Genomic DNA, 19,104 nt, shown 5'->3' with positions numbered 1-19,104 from the left:
CGTGCATCACTGGTTCATCTTGTAGATGGCGACCATGCGGATCACCTGGTCTTCGTCCTGCGTACGGCCGGCGGCGGTGGCGGTCGCTCCCGTCGCACCATCCTGGTAGGTGTTGTTGGCGCCCCATTCCACGCCGGCGGTGTTGGCCGTGCCGTTGCCGATGCCCTGCTGGCGGAATCGCCCTTCCTGCGCGTCCGGCTTGCCGTCGATCATCTGGTCCAGCATGCGGGCCAGGTCGGGCGTGAGGCCCGTGATCACCATCACGTTGCCCGAGTTCTCGGGGCTTCCGGGCCTGTTCCACTGGAAGCAGACCTGGATTTCCTGCGGGTTGCCGTTGGTGTCGAGGTATACGTAACGGTCTTCGGACCCTTCCGCGCGGCCGGGCGGCATGCGCACGCCGGCCTGGTTCATCAGCAGGCGCAGGTCGAAGGGATTGGCAACCCCCTCGGCGGCGCCAGCGCCCTGCATGGTCCGCGTCATGTTCGGACCAGCCGCACCGTGGCAGATGGCTCCAGGTGCCGTCACGCCCGACATGTCGCCACCGGACATCACCCCCGAGGCACCGGCATAGTTCGCCCCATTGACCATCAGCCGCGGCGCGGTCTGCGAATCGCCCGGCACCACGCCTGTGCGCTGGTAGTAGGCGTTGTACGCCTGCTCCCACTGGTCGATGAACTTGTTTTTGATCTTGGTGTACTCGGCGTTGCGCTGGACGTCCTTGCCGATGGCGATGGCGCCGATGATCAGGCCGATGACGGCCAGGACGATGGCCATTTCCACCAGGGTGAAACCCTGCTGGAGGCGATGGGGAAGGCCCGCACGGGCGGCACGGCCGGCGCGGCGGGAAATAAGGTGTGCAGACATGCGTACCCTCTGGTCGGGATGGATCGGCATCCCGAAAAGCCGGGACGGGTCGCATGCTAGGAGGGCACCGTTAGCAGACCGTTAGAACAGTTTCAAAGTGTTATTTGTAGGCCACAGCCGCGTTTTGCCGTAATCCCTTGCAATTGCCTGGCCTTGCATCGCCAGGCGACAAGTACGGGTCAGGGCCGGCTTGGTGGGGGCAGCGTGCCGCCCCATTGCGCGAGCCACCCGTGCGCTCCTGCCTGCCGGGCCAGCGCCGCCGCCTGCCGGCCCGCTGCCACGGCCTCTTCCGGCCGGCCCAGCCCCGACAGGGCCTCGGCCTTGAGCCGCCAGATGTCCATGCAGCAATACTGGTGTTCGCTCAGGTGCGCGGCGGCCAGCGCCTGCTCGGCCAGGGCCAGCGCGCCGGACGGGTTGCCGGTCGCGCAGAGCACGGAGATGCCGAACCAGGCCTCCGTGGTGGCTGCGGCCCGGTAGCCGACCTGCAGGGCCGTCGTGCCGGAGGTCACCGCCGCGAGATCCACCGGCAGACCGGCGTGGGCCCGCGCCAGCACGATCAGCATGCCGGCCAGTCCGTACCAGAATTGCAGGCCCTCGAGCTCGGCCACCGTCCAGGCGACTTCGGCCGTCGCCAGCATGGCCGGCGGGTCCCGGCGGCACCAGGCCACCAGGGCATGGAAGCACTGGACGATGCACAGGTCCTGCCGCGTGGCCGACTGCAGCGCCTCCGCCCGGGCCTGCTCGATGGTCTCGCGCGACAGGGCGTCCTCGCCGACGAACCACAGCAGCCAGGCCAGCTGGGCGCCAGAGAACACGGCCAGGTCGGACATGAGGTGCGCCATGCGCTCGTGCAGCTCCAGCGCCCGGCCCATGCGCCGGTTGGCCTCGAACCAGCCGCGCGCCTCCTCGAAGCGCCCCAGCCAGAACAGCGTGTTGCCCATCGCCCAGGCGGCGGCGAAATGCTGCGCGGGGCTGCGGGCCATCGCCTGCAGCCGGTGCGCATGGTCCAGCCCATGGACATAGCCCTGCGAGCTGGACCCGAGATAGGCCAGCATCTGCATGTCGAACATCAGCTCCGGATCGAGCGAGGGGGGCAGCGGAATGCGGCCGAGCTCCTGCACCACCGCATGCGCCTGGTCCGAGCCGTAGCCGTGGCGCGCGATCAGGCAGCGCCCGTGCAGGATGCGCGCCTCGATGCCGGCCGGCCCGGGAAAGTACCCCAGTGCCGCCAGGCGGGCGCAGCTGTCGCAGGCGGCGGCCATGTCGTCCTCGGCCACGGCCTGCCGCGCCGCGCGGTACCAGGCTTCGGCAGCGGCCGCGGGGTCGCCGGCCTGCTCCAGCAGCCCTGCCGCGCGGGCATGCTGGCCCTGCTGCGCCGCGCGGCCGGCCGCTCGGCGGGCATGGCGCTGCAACTGTTCGGGCCGCATGGCCGACAGCACGTATTCGCGCAGCCGCGCATGGAAGAAGGCCGCATGGCCCAGCCCCCGCGCAACGACAAGCCCCGCGCGGATGCCGCCTTCCAAGGCGTCGGCCGCCAGGGCCTCGCCGCACAGGTGCGCCAGGTCGTCGCGCGAGAACAGCATGCCCAGCACGGCCGCCACCTCCATGCCCTCGCGCAGCGGGCCCAGCCGGTTGAGCAGGGCGTGGCAGAACTCGTTGAAATGGCTGGCGCCGTCCGGGTGGATCGACCCCGCCAGCAGGTACAGAGGCAGCCCGCGCGCGCTGGCGACGCGCCCGCGCACGGCTTCGGGCGTGAGGCCCGGGCCGTCCGGCAGGCTGCGCAGCACCTCGCGCGCGGCGTCGTCGTCCAGCGGGGCGAGCGCGATCTCCTGCAGGCCCGGGATGGGCAGCGGCTGGGGCGTATCCGCACGGCGGTTCAGCAGCCAGCGCAGTTGCGGCTGCTGCTGCGCCAGCGGCAGCAAAAATTCGGCCGAGGCGGGATCGAGCCATTGCGCGTCGTCCACCACGACCAGCACCGGCCCCGCGCCCTGGCCCGGCAGCAGCCGGCCCAGCCCGTCGGCCAGGTCGGCGCGCTGTCGCCGGCCCACGTTGCGCGTTTCCAGGAAGGCCATCAGCGCCTGCCGTGCCGGTGGCGGAAGATCCACGCCGCCCGCATCGTCGCGGCCCGCGAGCATGCCGGCCAGCAGGTCGTGCAGGGCGCGCCACGGCGTGCCGGCGCCTTCCGGCAGGGCCGCCATCCACACCACGCCGCCCTGCTCCAGCCAGCACCGGGCGCACTCCCACGCGGTGCGCGTCTTGCCGACGCCCGGCTCGCCGCTCAGGCAGACCGCCAGCGGACCGGCGCCTGCAGGGGCCCGGAGGGTCTGCAGCAGCGAGGCGACGAGCGCCTGCCGCCCGAAAAAGCTGCTGCCGGCGAAATCACCCCCGGGTGGCAGCCGCGCTTCCCGCTGGTCCAGCCGGCAGCCGAAAAGCGTGAATTCACGGCCCATGCCGCGAAAGCGCTGGGTGCCCAGGGGCCGGCACCCGAAGCTGGGCGCCATGTCGGCCATGCTCTCGTCGCAGACGATTTCGCCCGGCTCGGCCCGCTGGGCCAGCCGCTCGGCCAGGCGCATGCGCCAGCCCACGGCGTGCCACTGCGGCGCGCGGTCCAGCAGCACCCAGCCATGGGTGGCGCCCGCGCTCAAAGCGCGGCCGGGGGGCATCATGGCCGCCAGAGCGGCCGCGCAGCGCAGCGCCTGCCAGCGCTGCCCGGTGTGGCGGCTGTCCACGCCGAAGCCCAGCGTGCAGCCGGCATCGTCGGTCGCCAGCACCACGCCGTCGAAGCGCTGCACCTCCGCCTTCAGGGCATCGACCAGGGCGTCCATTTCGGGCGTGCTGGGGTGGCGGTCGCTGGCATCCACGTCCGCCAGTTGCACGCGCAGCAGCGTGATCGCGGCCACATCGGCGCATCCCTCGGCCCCGCTGCCGGCCGGCACGGCGGGCAGCGCGGCCGCCGCCGGGGCGGGCACCTCCCGGTCGCTGCGGACCGCCTCCATCCGCTGGCGCTGCACGCCGAGCCACTCGCGGAACTCCTCCGACGCGCCCTCGTCGGCCCCCGCCAGCCAGTCGGCGGGCTCGGACTGCAGGGCGAAGATCCAGTCCGCGGGCAGCTCTCCCTCGATGGCGTCGAGCAGGTGCGGCGACGTGCGGATCTCCAGGTCGGCACACAGCCCCGCAGCGGGCTGGTACATGATCCAGTCGCGCTCCACGCGGATCGTCCCGGGCAGCGCCAGCTGCCGCCACTGGGCCTGCAGGTCGGCCAGCACCACCCGCAGGTTGGCTCGCCCGGCCTGCGTATCGAGATCGGGCCACAGCCATTGCGCCAGCAGTTCCCGCCGCACCTCGCGCCGGGCCTGCCCGATCAGATAGCCCAGCAGGGCGGTGCTCTTGCGGTATTTGAACTGGAGCGGCCTGGCCCCGTCCCAGTCCAGCACCATCGGGCGCCCGGACAGGGCGATCAGCAATCTATCGGCGGGGGGCGTCACAAAAAAATGAAGGCAATGTGATGGAAACGGCAGATTCTGCATGTTTCAATCGCTGCTCGGGTGAAGGATTCATGAAGCGCCGCCTCTGCGGGCACAGTTTTCGGCGGGCGGATTATGTCGTTACCAAATGGCGACACATCCGCAGGCCCCGGACTGCACGCCCGGCTCCGGACCGTGTTTCCGGACGGCCGGGCAACCGCAAGCAAGAAAAGGTCCAGCTCCGTCTCAAGACCGGTCAGCCCGCCCCGCCGCTGCCGGCATGGCCGTGGCCGTGCCCGTCCGTGGCCAGGTCTTGCGGCACCGGAGCACCGGGACGGCGTGGGTCCAGCGCCAGGAAGTGGTGCACCACCGGGGCCTCCGGCCCGATGTGGAAGCGCCGTGCCTCGGCCTGCTGGTCGGCGTCGGCCCGCGAGACGCGGCGGTGCTGCCGCAAATGCTCCGCCCACGATTCGACCAGGAACCACTCGATCACCCGCCCCGGCTCCCCGCTGTGCTCGGCCACGCCCCAGGCATAGGCCCCGTCGCGGCGGCGCTCGCGGGCCACGTGCTGCATGGCCTGCAGGAAGGCGGGCAGGTCGTGCCGCCGCACGCGGTATTCGACCTGCACCATCACGGGGCCGCGGTCATGCGCCACGGGCTCGGCCAACAGCGGCTCGGGCCAGTGGTTGGACGGCTGCAGGTCGGCTTCGCCCGTGGGCAGCTTCACGCGGTGGAAGACCAGCGACACCACCACCAGCCCGGCCGCCCCGGCCAGCAGCGTGGCCGGCAGGCCCAGCCGGCCCGCCACCAGGCCCCAGCCCAGGCTGCCCAGCGCCATGGCGCCGTTGAACACCATCAGGTAGATGGCCAGCCCGCGGCCCCGCACCCAGTTGGGCAGCACCGCCTGGGCCACGCCGTTGAGCGTGGTCAGCGCGATGATCCAGCCCAGGCCCAGCACCAGCATCAGCGCCACGGCGGCCCACTGCGGCGGCGCCAGGGCCAGCACGCCCATCACCACCGCCGTGACGGCCGAGGCCAGCAGCACCAGCCCGTCGGTGTCCAGGCGCCTGCGCAACTGCGGCAGCAGCACCGCGCCCAGGATGGCGCCCGCCCCCACGGCGCCCAGCATCACGCCGTAGAAGCCGGCCGTGCCGCCCAGCATGCGGCGCGCCACCAGCGGCAGCAGCGCCCAGACGGAACTGGCGAACAGGAAGAACACCGCTGCGCGCAGCAACACCACCTGCAGCTCGCGGCTGGCGCGGGTATAGCGCACGCCGGCCCGGAAGGCGCCGAAGAACTGCTCGTTCAGCGCCGAGGCCTCGGCCTGCGGGCGCTTCCACCACAGCAGCGCGGCGATCACGAACACATAGCTCAGCACGTCGAGCCCGTAGGCTGCCGCCGCGCCGAAGCTCGCCAGCAGCAGGCCCCCCGCGGCCGGCCCGATGGCGCGGGCGATGTTGATGCCCAGCGAATTCAGCGCCACGGCGCTCTTGAGCTCGCTGCGCGGCACCAGCTCGGGCACGATGGACTGCCAGGTCGGGCCCATCAGCGCCGCGCCGATGCCGCCCACGAAGGTGAGCGCCACCAGCCACTCCACCGTCAGCGCCTGCGTGTGGGCCAGCACCAGCAGCGTGCCGCTGACGGCGCCCAGCAGCACCTGCACGCCGATCAGGAAGCGGCGGCGGTCCAGGATGTCGGACAGCACGCCCGCGGGAATCGCCAGCAGGAAGACGGGCAGCGTGGCCGCCGTCTGGATCAGCGCCACGGCCGCGGGGCTGGAGGACAGCTCCGTCACCATCCAGGCGCTGGCCACGTCGCGCATGAAGCTGCCGATGTTGCCCAGCACCGTGGCGGCCCACAGCACGGCGAAGACGGGAATGGCGAGCGGCGCGAAGCTGCCCGATGCTTTGGCGGTCGTGTGGTTATCCGGCATGGTGGCCTCCCAGGTCGTGCCAGGCGACGAGCAGCATGCCGCCCACCAGGCCCCAGTGTTCGAAGAATGCATTGGCGCTGCGCTGCCGCTCGGGCTGCGCCTGCGTCCAGAAACGGTCCGCCAGAAAAGCCGCGGCGGCGGTGAAACCGGCCAGCGCCAGCGCCCCCGCCCAGCGGTACCAGCCCGACAGGATCAGGGCCGGTGCGCCGAACTGCAGCGCGATGGTGGCCAGGGCGATGGGCCCGGCCGGCGCCAGGCCGAAGCGGCGCATTTCGGCCACCGCGCCGCGGAAGTCGCGGGCCTTGTCCCATCCGCCCTGCAGGTAGGCCGCGCACAGGCACAGCAGGGCCAGCGGCTGCACCCAGGAGGCGGCGGCCGCGGCATGCAGCATCCCGCCCACCTCACACCGCCCAGCAGGCGCAGCCCAGCGCGCCCCAGAAGCCCTTCAGGTCGGACACGGGCAGCTTGCTGCTCCAGGCCGTGGCATGCGCGTGGCCGTGCAGGTGGCAGTTGCTGGCACAGCCGCAGCTCGCCGCCGCGTTGCGCATCACCGCCTGCAGCGGCGCGCCCTCCTGCACGCCCCATGCGCCGTAGCCGCGGAAGGTGCGCACCGGCGACCAGTCGGGCATGGCCGGCGGCGGCGCGCCTTCGTCGAAGCGGGCGAAATCACCCGCGCCATAGACCACCTTGCCGCCCACCACGGTGAGCAGGGCCGTGGTGTCGGCGATCTCGGATTCGGCGCAGGCGAAGAAGTCGCGGTCGGGAACGACCAGGTCCGCCAGCTGGCCCGCCTCGATGCGGCCCTTCTTGCCGACCTCATTGCTGAACCAGGTGACGTTCTCGGTCCACATGCGCAGCGCCTGGTCGCGGGTCAGGCAGTTGCGCTGCGGCGTGATCTGCAGGCCGCCCACCGTCTTGCCGGTCACCAGCCACGACAGCGACACCCAGGGGTTGTAGCTCGCGACGCGGGTGGCATCGGTGCCGGCGGAGACTTGAACGCCCTTCTCCAGCATGCGCCGGACCGGCGGCGTGGCCTCGGCCGCGGCCGCGCCGTAGCGCTCCACGAAATACTCGCCCTGGTAGGCCATGCGGTGCTGCACGGCCACGCCGCCGCCCAGGGCCGCGATGCGGTCGATGGACTTCTCCGAGATGGTCTCGGCGTGGTCGAAGAACCAGTTCAGGCCGGCCAGCGGCGTGTCCTGGTTGACCTTCTCGAACACATCGAGCGCGCGGTCGATGGTCTCGTCGTAGGTGGCGTGCATGCGCCAGGGCCAGCGGTTCTGCGCCAGGATGCGCACCACCTCTTCCAGTTCGCCCTCCATCTCCGGCGCCAGCTCGGGGCGCGGCTGCCGGAAATCCTCGAAATCCGCGGCAGAGAACACCAGCATCTCACCCGCGCCGTTGTGGCGGAAGTAATCCGTGCCCTGCTTGTACTGGGACGTGGCCGTCCAGTGCAGGAAGTCGGCCTTCTCCTCTTTGGCCTTCTGCGTGAACAGGTTGTAGGCCAGGCGGATCGTGAGCTGATCGGCATCGGCCAGCTCCTGGATCACCGCGTAGTCGTCGGGATAGTTCTGCATGCCGCCGCCCGCGTCGATCGCGCCGGTCACGCCCAGGCGGTTGAGCTCGCGCATGAAATGCCGCGTGGAATTCACCTGGTACTCGTGCGGCAGCTTCGGCCCCTTGGCCAGCGTGGCGTACAGGATGGCCGCATTCGGCTTGGCCAGCAGCAGGCCCGTCGGGTTGCCCGCGCTGTCGCGCACGATCTCGCCGCCGGGCGGCGCGGGCGTGTCGCGGCCGTAGCCCACGGCGCGCAACGCGGCGCCGTTGAGCAGCGCGCGGTCGTACAGGTGCAGGATGAACACCGGCGTGTCCGGCGCCACCGCGTTCAGCTCCGCCAGCGTGGGCAGGCGCTTTTCCACGAACTGGTGCTCGGTGAAGCCGCCCACCACCCGCACCCACTGCGGCGCGGGCGTCACGTCCACCTGCCGCTTGAGCATCGCCATCGCATCGGCCAGGCTCTTCACCCCGTCCCAGCGCAACTCCATGTTGAAGTTCAGCCCGCCGCGGATGATGTGCAGGTGGTTGTCGATCAGCCCCGGCAGCACGCTGCGCCCGCCCAGGTCGATCACCCGCGTCTGCGGCCCGGCCAGCGCCATCACCTCGCGGTCGCCGCCGACCTGCGTGAAGCGTCCCTGGGCGATGGCGACGGCGCTCGCCGTCGGGTTGGCGCGGTCCAGCGTGGTGAAGCGGCCGTTGCGCAGGATCAGGTCGGGGGTGGCGGTGGATGGAGTCATGGTGTGCGGACCTTCAAAGGGGTTTGACGATGGCAGGGCGCCCTGCCTTCAGCCTTCGTGGGCGTTGAACATGGTCTTGGCGTAGGTGATGCCCAGGCCGTAGCCGCCGCCGAACTTCTTCGCGATGCCCGTCGTCATGTCGTACGTCTCGCCGCGCGCCCAGTCGCGCTGCATCTCCAGCAGGTACTGCAGCGCGGTGATGGGCTGCGCGCCGGCCTGCACCATGCGCTCCATGGCGCGGTTGTGGGCCTCCACCGAGATGTCGCCGCAGGCATCGGCGATCACGAACACCTCGAATCCCTGGTCCAGCGCCGACAGCGCCGGGCCCACGATGCACACGCTGGTCCACAGGCCGGCCAGCACGATGCGCGGCTTGCCGATCTCGTTCACGCGGCGGATCACGGCCTCGTCTTCCCAGGTGTTCATGGACGTGCGGTCCAGCAGGGCCTGGCCGGGAAACGGCGCGGTCACTTCATCGAACATGGGGCCCGAGAAGCTCTTCTCGGCCACCGTGGTGAGGATGGTCGAGGCGCCGAAGCCGGCGGCGGCCGACGCCACCAGCGCGGCATTGGAGCGCAGCTGCACCGGATCGATCGAGTGCGTGGCGAAGGCCATCTGCGACTGGAAGTCGATCATGATCAGCGTGTGGTCCTGCGGGTCGAGCAGGCGGGCTCCGGGGCGGGCGACGGCGACGGGACGGGCGGCGGAAGCGTTGGCGTTTTGCATGGGAATCTCCTGGAACGTGGGTGGATGGCGGAATGGACGAAACGACGGAAGAACCTGCCGTGCCCGGTCAATGGGGCATCATGGGCAGCTCGTTGGGGCGCAGGTCGAACACCAGCACCTCGGCGTCCTGGCCCTTGGCGAAGTGCAGATCGCCGACGTTGCGGATGCGGGCGCCGTCGCCTTCGTCCAGCCGCTCGCCGTTCACCTCGACGCTGCCGCGGGCCACATGCACATAGACGTTGCGGTGGGCACCCACGGCCAGGTCGGCAGACTCGTCCCCGTCGAACAGGCCGGCATAGACACGGGCGTCCTGGTGCACGGCCAGCGATCCGTCCGTGCCCTCCGGCGAGATGATCTGGCGCAGCTGGCCGCGCTTGTCCGCCTCGGTGAAGTGCACCTGCTGGTAGCGCGGCTGGACACCGACCTTGTTCGGCACGATCCAGATCTGCAGGAAGTGCACCGGCTCTTCGGCCGAGTGGTTGAACTCGCTGTGCTGCACGCCGCTGCCGGCGCTCATCATCTGCACGTCGCCAGGGCGGATCACCGAGCCGGTGCCCATCGAATCCTTGTGCTCCAGTGCGCCTTCGAGCACATAGGAGAAGATTTCCATGTCGCGGTGGCCATGGGTGCCGAAGCCCTTCGAAGGCGCCACGCGGTCGTCGTTGATGACCAGCAGGTCGGAGAAACCCTGCTGGTTCGCGTCGCGGTAGTGGCCGAACGAAAACGTATGGCGGGAATGCAGCCAGCCGTGGTTGGCGTTGCCGCGGTGTTGGGCCTTGCGGATGTCGAGCATGGTTTCGGTCCTTCTTCAATCGATGGAATTCACACTGCGCCCCGGAGGGCCTTCCCCGGGTTTTTCCTGGGAATTCAGTGCTGCGGTGAAGGAAGTATCCGGCGCCTTGATGCGCATCAGGTTGAAAGGTTTGGCCTTCCATCATCGATAATTTCGATGATCCAGATCAAGCCATCCCGACCATGCTGAAACTCTCCCTGGAAGCCATCGAACTGGTGGACGCCATCGCCCGGCACGGCTCGTTCGCCGGGGCTTCCGAACGGCTGCACAAGGTGCCGTCCACCATTTCGTACGCCATCGCCCGGCTGGAAGAGCAACTGGGCTTTGCCCTGTTCACCCGCAACGGCCCGCGCGTGACGCTCACCCCCGCGGGGCAGGAAATGATCAAGGAGGGCCGCTGGCTGCTGGCCGGCGCCAGGCAGCTGGAATCGCGCATGCGGCAGATCGCCACGGGCTTCGAATCCGAGGTGCGGCTGGTGCACGATTCCCTGATTCCCACGCATGCCTTCAACCAGGACATCTGCGCCTTCGAAGACCTGAACTGCGGCACGCGGCTGCGCATCGGCTGCGACGTGATGACGGGCACCTGGGAAGCCCTGCGCGAGAGGCGCGCCGACATCGTGGTGGCCGCCGGCGAGGGCCCGGCCGGCGGCGGCTACAAGGCCGTGCCGGTGGGCACGCTGCAGTTCGTGTTCTGCGTGACGGCCACGCACCCGCTGGCCCGGCTCCAGCGCCCGCTCACGCGGGGCGACCTGCTGGAGCACACGGCCGTGGTGGTGGGCGACGGCGCACGGTCGTCGAACGACCGCACCATCGGCCTGCTGTCGGGCCAGCGCCGCATCATCGTGCCGCACATGCACGCCAAGATCGCCGCGCAGGCCGCGGGCCTGGGCCATGGCTTCGTGCCCCGCGCCTGCGTGCGCACGGAACTGGAGACCGGCATCCTGGTGGAACTGGAAGTGGAAACGCCGCGCCCGGAAGAGCCCTTCTTCCTGGCCTGGCGGCCTGACCACATGGGCGAGGCGCTCAAGTGGTGGCGGCAGCGGCTGGACCGGGAACTGCTGCCGGGGATCCTGCCGTACTGACCCAGGCACCATCCGGCGCCTGCGGTGCCTACCGCCGGGCCGCCACCACCTTCCCGCCCGCCACGTCGCGCAGCACCTCCATGAACGCCTGCGCCGCCGGTGTCGGTGTCTCGCCCTGGCGCACCAGCATGCCGTAGTCGGGCATCGCCCGGGGCACATCCACGTGGATGGGGGCGAGCAGGCCTTTGGCGATGTACCGGTCGGCCAGCGCGCTGGGCTGCAGCGAGAGCATGTCGGTGATGCGCAGCGATTCCAGCGCGAACAGGAAAGACTGCGTCTCCATCACGCCCGAGGTCGGCGTCATGCCGATGGCCCGGAAGATGTCGTCGGACACCTTGCGCAGCGCCGTCGATTCCGGGTAGAGCAGCCAGGGCCAGTGCGCGAGGCGGCCCACCTCCAGCCCCAGGATGCCGCGCAGCGGATGGTGCGGCCCGCCCACCACCTGCAGCGTCTCGCCGGACAGGCGCTCGTACTGGAAGTCCGCCTGCTGCGCCTCGTCGGTGAAGCGGCCGATCATCAGGTCGATCCGGCGCTCGCCCAGCCAGGCGATGAGCTGGTCGCTGCTCTGCTCGCGCACCTTCAGCACCAGCATCGGCCGGCGCCGCTGCATCTCGGCGATGGCCGTGGTCAGCAGCCGCGCGGCCGAGCCGGAAATCGCCCCGATGGACAGCTGGCCGTGGCCACCCTGCTTGAGCGCATTGAATTCGTCCACGAACTTCGCCTGGCCCGCCAGCGCGGAGGCGGCATAGCCCAGCGCGAACAGGCCCAGCTCGGTGGGCCGCATCTCGCGCGGCAGGCGCTCGAACAGGCGCGCATCGAAGATTTCCTCCAGGTCCAGCAGGATCTTCGTGGCGGCCGGCTGCGTCACATGCATCTGCTCGGCCGTGAGCCGCAGGTTGCGCGTCCGCCCCAGGATGTCGAGGAACTGCAGGTGCCTGGCGCGCAGGCGGCTGCAGGCGGTGGCGATGGATAAGGGTTTGCCCGGCATTTTGGGGTGACCGATAACTGGAAGGAATGTCCCGTGGAAAAACACTGATTGGACGCCACGGGCACCGCCCCCTAGTCTGCACCCCCGCGCCCCCCAAGAACATCCACAGGAGACAAGACATCATGCAATTCCACGCAGCTTTCAAGACGTTCGCGCTGGCCACCGCCCTGGCCGCCGTGCTGGCCACGCCCGCCATGGCGCAGGTGCGCGAGCGCACCTTCAAGATCGGCACCGGCATTACCGACGACCATCCGCAGGCCCAGGCCTCGCGGCACTTCGACGAGGTGCTGGCGGCCAGGAGCGGCGGCAAGATGCGCGCCAAGCTCTTCGCCAACGGCACGCTGGGCAACGACGTCACCATGATCTCCGCCCTGCGCGGCGGCACGCTGGAGATGACGGTGCCCGACAGCTCCACCCTGGTGTCGGTGGTGAAGGACTTCGGCGTGCTCAACCTGCCGCTCACCTTCAACACCAGCGAGGAAGCCGACGCGGTGCTCGACAGCGCCTTCGGCCAGAAGCTGCTCGCCAAACTGCCCGAGAAGGGCCTGGTCGGCCTGGGCTACTGGGAGAACGGCTTCCGCCAGACCACCAACTCGCGCCGCCCGATCCAGAAGGCCGAAGACTTCGCCGGGCTGAAGCTGCGGGTGATCCAGAACCAACTCTTCATCGACAGTTTCAACGCCCTGGGCGCCAACGCCACGCCCATGCCCTTCACCGAACTCTATTCGGCGATGGAACAGAAAGCGGTGGACGGCCAGGAGAACCCGACCGCGACCATCCTCACCAGCAAGTTCTACGAAGTGCAGAAGCACCTGGTGCTGTCGCGCCACATCTACAGCACCTGGGTGCTCCTCATGTCCAGGAAGGCCTGGGACAGCCTGTCTGCCGAAGAGCAGAAGATCGTGCAGGAGGCCGCGAAGGAGGCCACCGCGTTCGAACGCAAGGCCATCCGTGCGCTGGAGGCCAAGGCGCTCGGCGAGTTGAAGAAGCTCGGCATGCAGGTCACCGAACTTCCACCCGCGGAGCAGGCCAAACTGCGTGACAAGCTCCAGCCCGTGGTCGCGAAGTACAGCAAGGAATTCGGCGAGGACACCACCCGCGAAATGATGGCCGAGCTGGAAAAGGCCCGTCGCAAGTGACCGAGAACGACATGTCCCCACCCGAAGGCGAAGGCCGCCGCTTCCGCTCGCGCGACTGGTTCGCCGACCCGGCGCGCTCCGACATGACCGCGCTCTACCTCGAGCGCTTCATGAACTACGGGCTCACGCCCGAGGAGCTGCGCTCGGGCCGGCCGATCATCGGCATCGCCCAGACCGGCAGCGACCTCTCGCCCTGCAACCGCATCCACCTGGAACTGGCCCGCCGGGTGCGCGACGGCATCCGCGACGCGGGCGGCATCCCGATCGAATTCCCGGTCCACCCGATCTTCGAGAACTGCCGCCGCCCCTCCGCCGCGCTGGACCGCAACCTCGCCTACCTGGGCCTGGTCGAGATCCTCTACGGCTACCCCATCGACGCGGTGGTGCTGACCACCGGCTGCGACAAGACCACGCCGGCCGGCATCATGGCCGCCTCCACCGTCGATATCCCCGCCATCGTGCTCTCGGGCGGGCCGATGCTCGACGGCTGGCACGACAACGAACTGGTGGGCTCGGGCACCGTCATCTGGCGCAGCCGCCGCATGCTGGCCGCCGGCGAGATCGACGAGGAAGAATTCCTGCAGCGCGCCTGCGACAGCGCCCCCTCGGCCGGCCACTGCAACACCATGGGCACGGCCTCCACGATGAATGCGGTGGCCGAGGCGCTGGGCCTGTCGCTGCCCGGCTGCGCCGCCATCCCCGCGCCCTACCGCGAGCGCGGCCAGATGGCCTATGCCACCGGCCGCCGCATCGTCGAGATGGCGCACGAAGACCTGCGACCCTCGCGCGTGCTCACCCGCGAGAGCTTCCTCAACGCGCTGGCGGTGGTCAGCTGCGCGGGCGGCTCCAGCAACGCGCAGGTGCACATCCAGGCCATGGCGCGCCATGCCGGCGTCGAACTGCAGCCGCGCGACTGGACGGACCACGCCTACGACCTGCCGCTGCTTGTGAACATGCAGCCCGCCGGCAAGTACCTGGGCGAGCGCTTCTTCCGCGCCGGCGGCGTGCCCGCGGTGATGTGGGAACTGCTGCAGGCCGGCCGGCTGCACGGCGGCTGCGCCAGCGTCACCGGCCGCAGCATCGCCGAGAACCTGCAGGGCCGCGAGGCGACGGACCGCGAGGTGATCCGCCCTTTCGCCGACCCGCTGATGGACAAGGCCGGCTTCCTGGTGCTCTCGGGCAACCTGTTCGACTTCGGCATCATGAAAACCTCGGTGATCTCCGAGGCCTTCCGCGCGCGCTACCTCTGCCGGCCGGGCCACGAAGACGTGTTCACGGCCCGGGCCATCGTCTTCGACGGTGCCGAGGACTACCACGCGCGCATCAACGATCCGGCGCTCGGCATCGACGAGGACTGCATCCTGGTCATGCGCGGCGCCGGCCCGCTGGGCTGGCCCGGCTCGGCCGAGGTGGTCAACATGCAGCCGCCCGACGCACTGATCCAGCGCGGCATCCGGGCCCTGCCCACGCTGGGCGACGGCCGGCAATCCGGCACCGCCGACAGTCCCTCGATCCTCAACGCCTCGCCCGAGAGCGCGGCGGGCGGGGGCCTCGCCTGGCTGCAGACCGGCGACCTGATCCTGATCGACCTCAAACAGGGCCGCTGCGACGCGCTGGTGCCGCCCGAGGAGATCGCCCGCCGCCGCGAACTGCCTCCGCCCCCCGTGCCCGCCAGCCGCTCGCCCTGGGAGGCGCTCTATCGCGAGAAAACCGGCCAGCTGGCCGACGGCGCCACGCTGGATTTCGCGCTGCAGTTCCGCCGCATCGCCGAGCAGACGCCCCGCCACAACCACTGAGCGCCGGGGCCGTTCCTTCGGCCCGCGCATTCCATTTCGAGGACGAGAAGCATGAACGACGACGACAAGAACCACCTGCTGCCCGAAGACGGCCTGGCCGGCACGCTGGTGGCCCGGGCCTGGACGCCCGGCCCGCAGGGCGGCCCCGCGGTGGTGGCGCTGCGCACCGAAGGCGTGTTCGACATCAGCCGCGCCTTCCCCACCATGAGCACCCTGCTCGACGCCGCCCGGCCCGCCGAGGCCGCGCGCCAGGCCCCCGGCGAGCGCCTGTGCGCGGTGGATGAACTGCTGGGCAACAGCCGGCCCGGCACCCGCGATGCCGCCCTGCCCTTCCTGCTCGCGCCCTGCGACCTGCAGGTGGTCAAGGCCGCCGGCGTGACCTTCGCCGCCAGCATGGTGGAACGCGTGATCGAGGAACAGGCGCGCGGCGACGCATCGCGCGCGCAGGAGCTGCGCGGCAAGGTGCAGGCGCTGATCGGCGAGAACCTGGCGGATATCCGACCCGGCTCCGACAAGGCGATGGCGCTGAAGGCCCTGTTGCAGCAGCAGGGCCTCTGGTCCCAGTACCTGGAGGTCGGCATCGGCCCCGACGCCGAAGTCTTCACCAAGGCGCCCGTGCTGGCCTCCGTCGGCACCGGGCAGGAGATCGGCATCCGCGCCGACTCGGCCTGGAACAACCCCGAGCCCGAGGTGGTGCTGGCCGTGAACGGCCGCGGCGACATCGTGGGCGCCACGCTGGGCAACGACGTCAACCTGCGCGACATCGAGGGCCGCAGCGCCCTGCTGCTCGGCAAGGCCAAGGACAACAACGCCTCCTGCGCCATCGGCCCCTTCATCCGGCTGTTCGACGCCAGCTTCGGCCTGGACGACGTGCGCCGCGAGACGGTGCACCTGGAGGTGCGCGGCACCGACGGCTTCACGATGCGCGGCATCAACACCATGGCCAGCATCAGCCGCGACCCGGCCGACATCGTCGCGCAGACCCTGGCCGCGCACCAGTACCCGGACGGTTTCATGCTCTTCCTGGGCACGCTCTTCGCGCCCATCGAAGACCGGGGCGAACCCGGCGCCGGCTTCACCCACCACCTGGGCGACGAGGTCACCATCCGCAGCGCCCGGCTGGGCGTGCTGCGCAACCGCGTCACCCACAGCGAGACCGCGCCGCCCTGGCAGTTCGGCCTGCGCGCCTTCATCAACCACCTGGCCGCGCGCGGCCTGCTGGACGGCCGTAGCCTCTGAAGCGCGCACAAAACCATAACGACACGCGAATCGACAACCGTCGATCAAGGAGACAAGACCATGAAGCGGTGGATGGATCGCTATTGCCGGATGCTGGACTTCCTCATGGCCGGCGCGCTGGCCGTAATGGTGGTGATGGTGTTCGGCAACGTCGTGCTGCGCTACGCCTTCAACACCGGCATCACCGTGTCGGAAGAAGTATCGCGCTGGCTCTTCGTCTGGCTCACCTTCCTGGGCGCGGTGGTCGCCATGAAGGACCACGCCCACCTGGGCGTGGACATGCTGCTCGGCCGCCTGCCGGACTGGGGCAAGAAAGCCTGCGTCGTCACCGGCCAGGTGCTGATGCTCTGGGCCTGCTGGCTGGTCTTCTCGGGCAGCTGGACGCAGACGCAGCTGAACATGGACGTCACCGCCCCCACCACCGGCTGGTCGATGGGGTACTTCTACTTCGCGGGCGTGGTCTTCGCCGTCTCCGCCGCGGTCTTTCTGCTCTACGACCTCTGGCGCGTGCTGAGCGGCCAGCTGCGCGGCGATGCGCTGGTCATGGTCAAGGATTCGGAAGAGACCGCGGAATTCGACGCCCTGCAGGCACGGCTGGCCGAAGAGGACCGGCTGGCCGCCGCCCAGGCCGGATCTCCCGCCTCCGGCCCGTCGAACAAGAAAGACAACGGCTGAGGAGCCCCGCACCATGACCATCGCCGTCTTCCTCCTCTCGCTGCTGGGCGCCATGGCGATCGGCATCCCGATCGCGTTCTCGCTGCTGCTGTGCGGCGTGGCGCTCATGTGGCACCTCGACATGTTCGACGCGCAGATCCTCGCGCAGAACCTGATCAACGGCGCCGACAGCTTCCCGCTGCTGGCCGTGCCCTTTTTCATGCTGGCCGGCGAGATCATGAACACCGGCGGCCTCTCCAAGCGCATCGTCGATCTGGCGCTCACCCTCGTCGGCCACGTGCGCGGCGGGCTGGGCTACGTCGCCATCGTCGCGGCCTGCGTGCTGTCGGCGCTGTCGGGCTCGGCGGTGGCCGACGCGGCGGCGCTCTCGGCCCTGCTGGTCCCGATGATGGTGGCCGCCGGCCACGACAAGGCGCGCTCCGGCGGCCTGATCGCCGCGGCCGGCGTGATCGGCCCCATCATCCCGCCCTCCATCGGCTTCGTGATCTTCGGCGTGGCCGCCAACCTGTCGATCAGCAAGCTCTTCCTGGCCGGCATCTTCCCCGGCATCCTCATCGCCGGATCCCTCTGGGTCACCTGGTGGTGGCAGGTGCGCAAGGAACACGTCGTGCCGCCGCCGCGCCGCTCGCGCAAGGAAGTCTGGCTCGCATTCCGCCAGGCCGGCTGGGCGCTGATGCTGCCGCTCATCATCCTGGTAGGCCTGCGCTTCGGCGTCTTCACGCCCACCGAGGCGGCCGTGGTCGCGGCGGTGTACTCGCTCTTCGTGGCCGTGGTCATCTACCGCGAACTCAAGCCCTCGCAGATCTACGGTGTCTTCGTCACCGCCGCGCGCACCACCGGCGTGGTGATGTTCCTGGTGGCCGCCGCACTGGTCTCGGCCTGGCTCATCACCGTGGCCGACCTGCCGGGCAAGGTGGTCACGCTGCTGGAGCCCTTCATCGGCAGCCCCATCCTGCTGATGGCGATGATCATGCTGCTGGTGATCGTCGTCGGCACCGCCATGGACATGACGCCCACCATCCTGATCCTGACGCCCGTGCTCATGCCCGTGGTCAAGGCCGCGGGCATCGACCCGATCTACTTCGGGGTGCTGTTCATCATCAACAACTCCATCGGCCTCGTCACGCCGCCGGTGGGCACGGTGCTGAACGTGGTGGCCGGGGTCGCGCGCATCCGCATGGACGACGTGATCCGCGGCGTGTGGCCATTCATGCTGGCCGAGTTCGCGATGATGTTCTTGATGGTGGCGTTTCCGGTGCTGGTGACATGGCCGGCGAGGTTGCTGTACGGATGAGACGGAACAACTGCTCGTCGGATCACTGATCGGCAGTTGGGGAGGCGTGCCGCACGTCTGGGCATTCCGGTATACGGGAGCCCGCAACATAAAGCCCCTCCAGGGGGCCATCAGGGCGGCGTCACGGACGCTTCGGCAGTCTCAGACGCCGTAGCGATGGGCAGCGGATAGCGCCTTAATACTTCCCTTATCTCCTTACGACACCTTACCTGCGTCCCTGTGAGCTCTCCGATTTGCTGATCCAGCAACGCGATTCGATCCAATGCTGCGTCGACTGAACCGCTATTCAGATCACCTCGCTTCGCATAAGTCATCAGAGAATCCCGTCGCTGTTGAAGGTCGATCAGATCGTCGCCTGCCATCGCATTTGCTGCCACCAACGCATCCAACCGAACGGCGATTCGGCTCTGCTCAGCCTGCTGCTTCTGAGCCTCGGAAGACGCTTCTAGCGCAAGTCGGGTGTCTTCCAGCTCCTTTTTCTGGAGCTGCACCGATCGGGTTAGCCAGTAGAACGCAGCAAAGGCCACGAGCGGATTGAGCAGGCCACCGAGGAAGTCACCGAACTCGCCCCAACTGCCCGCCGCGTCCGCAAGCGGCAGCGCCTTCCACCATCCGAACCATACGGCGTACGCCACCACAGCGATCAGTGCCGCCCCTGCGACGCCCCACTTCCATTGGTTGATCTCCTGCTGCAGGCTCTTAGCCTTGCCTTCGCTGTGCATCCTACGTCCTCCTTTTTCTTGGGATCGTAGCTGCTCTGCGGCAATGTGAGGCAAGGTACAAAGGAAGAAGCCCACGGTTGTTGCCGCGGGGC

General features: G+C 69.5%; 15 protein-coding genes. 6 read left to right on the top strand and 9 right to left on the bottom strand.

Annotated elements, in window-relative coordinates; genetic code table 11:
• Nucleotides 1-6: 6 nt before the first annotated feature.
• From T336_RS24675 to T336_RS0102230, 7 genes are all read right to left on the bottom strand, one after another.
• Nucleotides 7-864, bottom strand: a complete 858-nt coding sequence (locus tag T336_RS24675; RefSeq protein ID WP_084151350.1) for a prepilin-type N-terminal cleavage/methylation domain-containing protein — start codon at nt 862-864, stop codon at nt 7-9.
• Between the two features lie 179 nt (nt 865-1,043).
• Complete coding sequence (locus T336_RS27085) at nt 1,044-4,349, bottom strand: AAA family ATPase (protein ID WP_167333631.1); 3,306 nt, start codon at nt 4,347-4,349, stop codon at nt 1,044-1,046.
• Between the two features lie 235 nt (nt 4,350-4,584).
• The gene (locus tag T336_RS24670; protein ID WP_035225180.1) at nt 4,585-6,261 is read right to left on the bottom strand and encodes an MFS transporter; all 1,677 of its coding nucleotides are present in this window, start codon (nt 6,259-6,261) and stop codon (nt 4,585-4,587) included.
• Nucleotides 6,251-6,652, bottom strand: coding sequence for a DoxX family membrane protein (locus T336_RS0102245; protein WP_026431339.1), 402 nt, complete (start codon nt 6,650-6,652; stop codon nt 6,251-6,253). Before T336_RS0102245 ends, T336_RS24670 begins: the two co-directional genes overlap by 11 nt.
• A gap of 10 nt (nt 6,653-6,662) precedes the next feature.
• Complete coding sequence (locus T336_RS0102240) at nt 6,663-8,555, bottom strand: amidohydrolase (protein ID WP_026431338.1); 1,893 nt, start codon at nt 8,553-8,555, stop codon at nt 6,663-6,665.
• A 48-nt stretch (nt 8,556-8,603) separates the two neighbouring features.
• Nucleotides 8,604-9,281, bottom strand: a complete 678-nt coding sequence (locus tag T336_RS0102235) for an isochorismatase family protein (RefSeq protein WP_026431337.1) — start codon at nt 9,279-9,281, stop codon at nt 8,604-8,606.
• 67 nt (nt 9,282-9,348) lie between these two features.
• Entirely contained in the window at nt 9,349-10,074 is a 726-nt protein-coding gene (locus tag T336_RS0102230; RefSeq protein ID WP_026431336.1) for a pirin family protein, read from the bottom strand.
• Nucleotides 10,075-10,256: 182 nt separating this feature from the next.
• Between T336_RS0102230 and T336_RS0102220 the strand changes: the two genes are divergently transcribed.
• Nucleotides 10,257-11,159, top strand: a complete 903-nt coding sequence (locus tag T336_RS0102220) for a LysR family transcriptional regulator (protein ID WP_026431335.1) — start codon at nt 10,257-10,259, stop codon at nt 11,157-11,159.
• A 28-nt stretch (nt 11,160-11,187) separates the two neighbouring features.
• Here T336_RS0102220 and T336_RS0102215 read toward each other — a convergent pair whose 3' ends face one another.
• A complete protein-coding gene (locus T336_RS0102215) occupies nt 11,188-12,147 on the bottom strand; it encodes a LysR substrate-binding domain-containing protein (protein ID WP_026431334.1) in 960 nt (319 codons plus the stop codon).
• Nucleotides 12,148-12,269: 122 nt separating this feature from the next.
• Between T336_RS0102215 and T336_RS0102210 the strand changes: the two genes are divergently transcribed.
• Genes T336_RS0102210 through T336_RS0102190 form a run of 5 tightly spaced genes read left to right on the top strand, consistent with a single transcriptional unit; the run spans nt 12,270 to nt 18,290 of the window.
• Nucleotides 12,270-13,286 carry a TRAP transporter substrate-binding protein gene (locus T336_RS0102210; protein WP_026431333.1) on the top strand — a complete coding sequence of 339 codons (1,017 nt, stop codon included), beginning with the start codon at nt 12,270-12,272 and terminating at the stop codon, nt 13,284-13,286.
• 11 nt (nt 13,287-13,297) lie between these two features.
• A complete protein-coding gene (locus tag T336_RS0102205; protein WP_026431332.1) occupies nt 13,298-15,082 on the top strand; it encodes an IlvD/Edd family dehydratase in 1,785 nt (594 codons plus the stop codon).
• Between the two features lie 51 nt (nt 15,083-15,133).
• Nucleotides 15,134-16,321, top strand: a complete 1,188-nt coding sequence (locus tag T336_RS0102200) for a fumarylacetoacetate hydrolase family protein (RefSeq protein WP_026431331.1) — start codon at nt 15,134-15,136, stop codon at nt 16,319-16,321.
• Between the two features lie 60 nt (nt 16,322-16,381).
• Nucleotides 16,382-16,996, top strand: coding sequence for a TRAP transporter small permease (locus tag T336_RS0102195; RefSeq protein ID WP_019702414.1), 615 nt, complete (start codon nt 16,382-16,384; stop codon nt 16,994-16,996).
• Nucleotides 16,997-17,009: 13 nt separating this feature from the next.
• The gene (locus tag T336_RS0102190; protein ID WP_026431330.1) at nt 17,010-18,290 is read left to right on the top strand and encodes a TRAP transporter large permease subunit; all 1,281 of its coding nucleotides are present in this window, start codon (nt 17,010-17,012) and stop codon (nt 18,288-18,290) included.
• A 110-nt stretch (nt 18,291-18,400) separates the two neighbouring features.
• Here the strand turns inward: T336_RS0102190 and T336_RS0102185 are convergent, their stop codons facing one another.
• Nucleotides 18,401-19,012: a hypothetical protein gene (locus tag T336_RS0102185; RefSeq protein ID WP_026431329.1), complete on the bottom strand. Its 612-nt coding sequence runs from the start codon at nt 19,010-19,012 to the stop codon at nt 18,401-18,403.
• Nucleotides 19,013-19,104 lie beyond the last annotated feature (92 nt).

Source organism: Paracidovorax oryzae ATCC 19882 (genome assembly GCF_000687165.1).
Classification (GTDB): domain Bacteria; phylum Pseudomonadota; class Gammaproteobacteria; order Burkholderiales; family Burkholderiaceae_C; genus Paracidovorax; species Paracidovorax oryzae.
The sequence above is the reverse complement of the archived record's forward strand: the minus strand, read 5'-3'. Positions and strand labels throughout refer to the sequence as shown.